Source organism: Rhodanobacter sp. L36 (assembly GCF_009765755.1).
Taxonomy (GTDB): Bacteria; Pseudomonadota; Gammaproteobacteria; order Xanthomonadales; family Rhodanobacteraceae; genus Rhodanobacter.
Window position 1 is genome coordinate 573616 of record NZ_LMUV01000011.1, and the last position, 7133, is coordinate 580748.

Genomic DNA, 7133 nt, shown 5'->3' on the forward strand with positions numbered 1-7133 from the left:
TCCACAGATGTTCCAGGTCATTCAACGTTCCGCGTCGATCCCGGTGCATGACCAACGGATGTGGCACGGCTTTGGAAACCCGGCGTACGATGATCCGGTTAGCCATCCAAAGGGGACTGCATGAACAAGACGATCATCGCCATTGCCTGCGCCGCGTTCTGGCTGGCCGGTGCTGCGTGGGCAGCGGATACAACGAGCAACGCACCGCAATACGGCCGCTGGGGTTTCGACAGCGCCGGTGCGGACATGCAGGGCAAGCCGGGCGACAATTTTTTCCGCTACGCCAACGGGCGCTGGCTCGATCGCACGGCGATCCCCGCCGACAAGCCGGCGGTAAGTTTGCGGCTGTTGATGACGGATCGCACCGAGCAGCGCCTGCACACCATCGTGGAAGACGCCGCGAAGCATGCCGGGAAGTCGCCAGCCACGCTGCAGGACAAGGTCGGCGCGTTCTATGCGTCGTTCATGGATAGCGCGCGCGTCGACGCGCTCGGCGCGAAGGCCATCGCGCCGGAACTGGCTGACGTGCGCGGTGCCACCACGCGCGATGCGCTGGCCGGATTGATGGGCCGCACCACGACGGATTTCGAAGGCGCGTTGTTCAACGCCTTCATCGATGTCGACTTGAAGGACCCGAAGCATTACGCCGTCTACATCGTGCAGGCAGGCTTGGGCCTGCCCGATCGCGACTACTACATGAAGCCGGATTTCGCCAAGCAGAAGGCCGCATACCGGGCGTATGCCTCGCGCCTGCTGGCGCTATCCGGCTGGCCGAATCCCGAAGCCAGCGCGCGCGATGTGGTGGCGTTCGAAACGCGGATCGCCGAGTCGAGCTGGAGCAAGGTGCAGCAACGCGATCCCGTGGCCACGTACAACCCGATGCGCATCGCCGAACTGCAGCAGCTGGCGCCCGGTTTCGCATGGCCGGCGTTTTTCGATGCGGCCGGGCTTGGTCACGTGCAGCGTGTGGTGGTCGGCGAAAAAACCGCGTTCCCGAAACTTGCCGATCTCTACGCGCATACACCGATAGCGACGATCCAGGCATGGCAGGCCGTGCGTGTGGCCGACAACGCGGCGTACTACCTGTCGCAGCCCTTTCAGCAGGCGTATTTCGACATGCACGAAAAGACCTTGTCCGGTCAGCAGGTGGACGCCGTGCGCTGGAAGCGTGCGGTGCATGCCGTCTCCGGCGGTGACTGCGCTGTCGGCGAGCGGCTCGATTGTTTCGGCAATCTCAGCTGGGGCGTGGGGCAGCTTTATACCGCGCAGTATTTTCCGCCCGCGTCCAAAGCGAAGATCGAAGCGCTGGTCGACAACCTCAAGGCGACGTATCACGCGCGCATCGAAAAGCTCGACTGGATGAGCCCGGCCACGCGGCAACAGGCGCTGCGGAAACTCGACACGTACACGATCAAGGTGGGCTATCCGGATCACCCGCGCGATTACGCGAACGTGGTGATTCGCAGTGACGACCTGATCGGCAACGTGACGCGCGCGGCCACGGCGGACTGGCACTTCTACGTCGGCCGCATCAACGGCCCGGTGGATCGCTCCGACTGGATCATGTCGCCGCAGACCAACGATGCGTATAACGGCACGCTGCGCGACATCGTGTTTCCGGCGGGCATCCTGCAGGCGCCGATCTTCGATCCGAAAGCCGACCCGGCGATCAACTACGGCGCGATCGGCGCGGTGATCGGCCATGAGATGACTCACGGCTTTGACGATGAAGGTCGAAAGATCGATGCCGACGGTGCGTTGCACGACTGGTGGACTGCCGCCGATGCCACTGCGTTCGAGGCACGGGCGAAAAAACTCGGCGCGCAGTATTCCGCATTCCAGCCGCTGCCTGGCGTGCATATCAACGGCGACCTGACCATGGGCGAAAACATCGCCGACCTCGGCGGACTCACGCTGGCATTCGACGCTTATCACGCCTCCCTGCACGGCAAGCCGGCGCCGGTGATCGATGGCACCACCGGCGACCAGCGCGTGTTTCTCGGCTGGGCGCAGGCATGGCGCGGCAAGTTGACGGACGACGCGATACGCCGCCAGGTCACCAGCGATCCGCATTCGCCGCGCGCGTTTCGCGTCAATGGCCCGGTACGCAACCTCGACGCGTGGTATCAGGCCTTCGGCATCAAGCCGGGCGACACGCTGTATCTCGCGCCGGCTGACCGGGTGCGCATCTGGTAGTACGTCGACGTGCCGGCGCTTTGACCTTCGAGTGAACGCGCCGGTGCGACGGGAAGTGATGTCGGCCGCGTGCATGTGATCCAATGCCTGCACAAGGAAATCGCCCACCATGACATCGCCACCCGCACTGCCAACGCCTGATTCCGACCACGTCGCCTGCGGCAATTGCGGCACCCCGCTGCATGGCAAGTATTGCTACGAGTGCGGACAGCCGATCGAGGGATTGGTGCGGCACTTCGGCAGCGTGATGGGCGACGTGATGGACAGCGTGCTCAATATCGATGCGCGCATCGTGCACACGCTGCTGCCGCTGTATTTCCGGCCCGGCGTACTCACGCTGAATTATTTCGCCGGCAAGCGCGCGCGATACGTGACCCCGTTCCGGCTGGTGTTTTTTCTGGCGATCATCGCGTTTCTGGCCATACAGTTGTTGCTGCGCACGGACGCGAATCACTTCGTGATGTACCAGGCATCGCCGACAGTGATCACGTCGGCGAGTGCGCCGGCGGAAAAGCAGGACACCCATTTCGCGGATGGCAACATCACGTTCGACGACAAGGTCGTGTGGAATCGCCAGACCAAGCCATGGCATGTCGCGGCCATGCCGGAATTCGTCAACGACTGGCTCAACGATTCGATCGAGAACGCGCGCAACAACCTGCATCACCTCAACTCCGGCAACGCCGCTGAGACGAAAACCACGGCCCAACATTTGATGGGCGGCCTGCTCGGTGTCGCGCCGCAGGTGCTGTTCGTGTTGCTGCCGGTGTTCGCGCTGATGCTGAAGCTGTTCTACGTGTTCAAGCGACGCCTGTACATGGAACACCTGATCGTGGCGATGCACAGCCACGCATTCATCATGTTGTCGCTGCTGGTGCTGGTGACGCTGGACCTGTTGAGCGGCCTCGCTGCGGCGCACGTCCCGTGGCTGGCCAGCGTGTTCGGCATGTTGCGAACGGCGGCCTGGATCTGGATGCTCGTCTATCTGCTCATCATGCAGAAGCGCGTCTATCGGCAAGGCTGGTTCATGACCACGCTGAAGTATTGCGTCATCGGCATCTGCTACAGCGTGCTGATCAGCGTGGGGACGGTGTTCGCGCTGCTGGTGAGTCTGGGGAGCGCGTGAGTCGCGGTCGCCTGACGCTATGTCTACAGCGGCAGGTGCTGCCAGATGTCCAACAGATCGTTGCCTTTCTTCCGCGCTCGTACCGGCGTTACGATGCCCTCGCTCGGGCAAGAGGGGACGACGATGTGGAAGCGGGTGGTCGGGTACGGCGCGCTGCTGGCGGCGGGTACGTTCGCCTTGCAGTGGCTCGACTATCAGCGGCTGGCGCGGATGCATTCGGGCGACGTGTATCTGTTCCTGATCGCGGCGGCGTTCCTGCTGCTGGGCATCGTGCTGGGCGTGCGGGTATTCGCTGCGCCGGCGCCGGTCGCGTTCGACGGCAACCCGAAAGCACAGGCGGCGCTGGGCTTGAGCGAGCGCGAGCTGGAAGTGCTGCACGAACTGGCGGCCGGGCATTCCAACAAGGAAATTGCCGCGCACCTGCATGTGTCGCCCAACACGATCAAGACGCACGTGGCGCGGGTCTTCGAGAAGCTTGACGCGAAGCGCCGCACGGACGCGATCCGTCGTGCGCGCGAACTGGGTATCGTGCCCTGACGCCCCCGAAGATGGGTGAAAACATCGAAATCACCCGTTCGGGTGATGGACGCGCGGTGCCGGATCGCGATCAATAGCGCCTCACCTTCAACAAAGGAGCTGCACCATGTGGCGAACCATTCTGAAATACGGCGTGATCGCGGGCGTGATCGTCGGCGGCTTCGAGTTCCTCACGTTCGTCGCGTTCTCCGGCATGCCGCCGATGAAGTACGGCATGGTGATCGGCTACACGACGATGCTGATCGCATTGAGCGCAGTGTTCATGGGGATCAAGCGATATCGGGATGTCGACCGTGGCGGGGTGATTGGATTCTGGCCGGCACTCGGAGTCGGGCTGGGCGTCAGCTTCATCGCCGGCATCTTCTACGTGGCCGCGTGGGAAGCGGTGCAATCGATGACGCACATGGATTTCGCCACGTCGTATGCGAACGCGATCATCGCCAGCGAAAAGGCCAGGGGCGCGAGCGCCGAAGCGCTGGCGAAGGTCACCGCCGGGATGGAGGCGTTCAAGGTGCAGTACGCGAACCCGATGTATCGCCTGCCGATGACCTTCGCGGAAATCTTTCCGGTTGGCGTGCTGGTGTCGCTGGTGTCGGCGGGCCTGTTGCGCAACAGCCGGTTTCTGCCGGTGCGGCGGGTCTGAGGCGCTCCGGAACGAGTGCAACAGTTTCGTGCAGTGCCTGCGTGCGATCTGACTCATGTCGGGCGGAGCCGGTAAAGTGGCTGCTCGTCCGCTTCCGACATGAATCGCCATGCATGCGTCCCTTCGTTTTCGCCTGACCGCCGCTGCGCTTTGCCTGACCGTTGCACTGCCTTCTCTCGCCGTCGAGAAGCCACGCACCAAGACCATCGGCGAGCAACTCGAAGGTACGTTGTTCTGGCCGCAGGCACAGCGCGAAGCGCAGTTCCGGCAGCTGTACAAACTGTTTCCGAGCGATCGCGTCGAGCATGGCGCGCACGTTCGCGAGTTGCCGCAGGGCAAGCCGCTGGCGATGCCGGGACAGGACACTTCAGCGTGGCTGGCGCAGTACATGGACTCGCACCATCTGGCCGGCGTGATGGTGGTGCAGCACGGGCGCGTTCGTCTGCAACGTCATGCGCTGGGTTTCGATGCGACGCAGCGCTGGGAGTCGTTCTCGGTGGCGAAATCAGTGACTTCGCTGCTGCTGGGCGTCGCGCTGCAACGCGGCGACATTCACGGCATGGGCGACACGCTCGGCACGTACATCCCGGAATTGCGCGACAGCGCTTACAACAAAGTCACCGTGCAGCAGCTGCTGACGATGACCTCCGGCGTGCACTGGAACGAGGACTACGACGATCCCAAATCGGATGTGGCGCAAATGTACGTCGGCGCCTGCGTCGGACACGAGGCTCACGTGCTGTCGTACCTGCACGACAAGCCGCGGCAATGGCCTGCTGGTTCGCACTTCAACTACAACACCGCCGAAACCGATCTGCTTGGCATCCTGGTGCAGCGGGCCACGCATCGCTCGCTGGCGGCGTATCTGTCGCAGACGATCTGGAAGCCGTACGGCATGGCCGCCGACGCGTACTGGATCAAGGACGAATGCGATGGCCACGACACCGGCGGCAGCGGGCTGGAAGCAACGCTCGGCGACTTCGCGCGCATCGGCCAGTTGATGCTCGATGGCGGCCGGGTCGACGGCAAACAGATCGTCGCGAAAGCGTGGCTCGACGGCGCGATCCGCCAGCAGGAAAACGTCGACTCGCCCGGCCACGGCTACGGCTATCTGTGGTGGACCGACACCGATGGCAGCTACGCGGCGATTGGCATCTTCGGGCAGATGGTGTACGTCGATCCCGCGCGACAACTGGTGATCGCGCAGGTCGGCGCATGGCCGCATGCAACGTCCGATCAGCTGGTCGCCGACCGACGTGGATTCGTGGCGGCGATCAAGCGCGCGGTGGATGCGGAGTCCGCGAAACCTTCGCATTGATACGTTGAGGTTCGAAGGCGCATCGATGGACGAGGCACCATCGCCTTAGTCGAAAAATGTTTCCCTGAGCGATCAGGCGACGAACTGCAGCCGCGCCAGTTCCGCATACAAGCCGCCTTCGGCGAGCAGGCTTTCGTGAGTACCCTGCGCCACGATGCGGCCACCATCCATCACGACGATGCGATCGGCGCGTTGCACGGTGGCGAGGCGATGAGCGATGACGAGCGTGGTGCGGCCTTTTTCGAGTCGTTCGAGTGCTTGCTGGATCGCCGCCTCGGATTGCGCGTCGAGCGCGGAGGTTGCTTCGTCGAGCAAGAGCAGCGGCGCATCGCGCAGGATCGCGCGGGCGATGGCGATGCGCTGGCGCTGGCCGCCGGACAGGCGCACGCCACGTTCGCCCATTTCCGAATCGTAGCCATCGTTCAATGCGCGGATGAATCCATCCGCTTCGGCGGCGCGCGCGGCTTCACGCACCTCGTCGTCGCTGGCGTCCTGCCGACCGAAGCGGATGTTGTCGGTGGCGCTGCCGCTGAAGATCACGGTTTCCTGCGGCACCAGCGCGATGGTGCCGCGCAGATTGGCGAGCGTCATCTCGCGCAGGTCGACACCGTCGATGCGGATGCTGCCGCTTTGCGGATCGTAGAAGCGCAGCAGCATCGCGAGCACGGTGCTCTTGCCCGCGCCGGATGGACCGACCAGTGCGACGGTTTCGCCCGGCTGGATGTCCAGCGTGAAATCATTCAACGCCGCCGCGTCCGGGCGCGTGGGGTAGTGGAACGTGACGTGATCGAATCGCAACGCGGCGCGAATCGGCGTGCGCAGCGAGACTGGCATTGCGGGGTCGGTGATTTCCGGTTGTTCACGCAACAGTTCGCCGATGCGCTCCATCGCGCCAGCCGCGCGCAACACGTCGCCCCACACTTCGGAAAGGCTCGCCACCGAGCCGGCGGCGAACATCGCATAGACCACGAACTGACCGAGCACGCCGGGGTCGAGCGTCCCGGCGAGCACGTGGCGCGCGCCCGTCCACAGCACCAGCGTGATCGCGCCGAACACCAGCACGATCACTGCCGCCGTCAGCAACGAGCGCATGCCGATGCGCCGGCGTGCCGTTGCCAGCGCGCGCATGATCGCACTGCCGTAGCGGCCGCTTTCGATGGCTTCGCGCGCATACGCCTTCACCGCAGTGGAGGCGTTGAGCGTTTCGTTGGCGATGGCCGCGGCGTCGGCGAGGCGGTCCTGACTTTCGCGCGACAGCTTCTGCACGCGACGGCCGAACACGAGGATCGGCAGCATCACGGCGGGAAACACCA

Annotated in this window: 6 protein-coding genes; 5 read left to right on the forward strand and 1 reads right to left on the reverse strand. The window is 64.0% G+C overall.

The features are described from left to right. Nucleotides 1–120: 120 nt before the first annotated feature. The 5 genes from GSQ73_RS12355 (at nt 121) to GSQ73_RS12375 (ending at nt 5820) form a co-directional block, all read left to right on the forward strand. Nucleotides 121–2196, forward strand: a complete 2076-nt coding sequence (locus tag GSQ73_RS12355; protein ID WP_158884405.1) for a M13 family metallopeptidase — start codon at nt 121–123, stop codon at nt 2194–2196. 109 nt (nt 2197–2305) lie between these two features. Then, nucleotides 2306–3322: a DUF3667 domain-containing protein gene (locus tag GSQ73_RS12360; RefSeq protein ID WP_158884407.1), complete on the forward strand. Its 1017-nt coding sequence runs from the start codon at nt 2306–2308 to the stop codon at nt 3320–3322. A gap of 123 nt (nt 3323–3445) precedes the next feature. Then, the gene (locus tag GSQ73_RS12365; RefSeq protein ID WP_158884409.1) at nt 3446–3859 is read left to right on the forward strand and encodes a response regulator transcription factor; all 414 of its coding nucleotides are present in this window, start codon (nt 3446–3448) and stop codon (nt 3857–3859) included. Nucleotides 3860–3965: 106 nt separating this feature from the next. Then, nucleotides 3966–4502, forward strand: coding sequence for a DUF4199 domain-containing protein (locus GSQ73_RS12370; RefSeq protein ID WP_158884411.1), 537 nt, complete (start codon nt 3966–3968; stop codon nt 4500–4502). 109 nt (nt 4503–4611) lie between these two features. Further along, nucleotides 4612–5820, forward strand: a complete 1209-nt coding sequence (locus GSQ73_RS12375; RefSeq protein ID WP_158884413.1) for a serine hydrolase — start codon at nt 4612–4614, stop codon at nt 5818–5820. A 72-nt stretch (nt 5821–5892) separates the two neighbouring features. Here the strand turns inward: GSQ73_RS12375 and GSQ73_RS12380 are convergent. Then, on the reverse strand, nt 5893–7133 hold a 1241-nt coding region (locus GSQ73_RS12380), incomplete at its 5' end, for an ATP-binding cassette domain-containing protein (protein WP_158884415.1).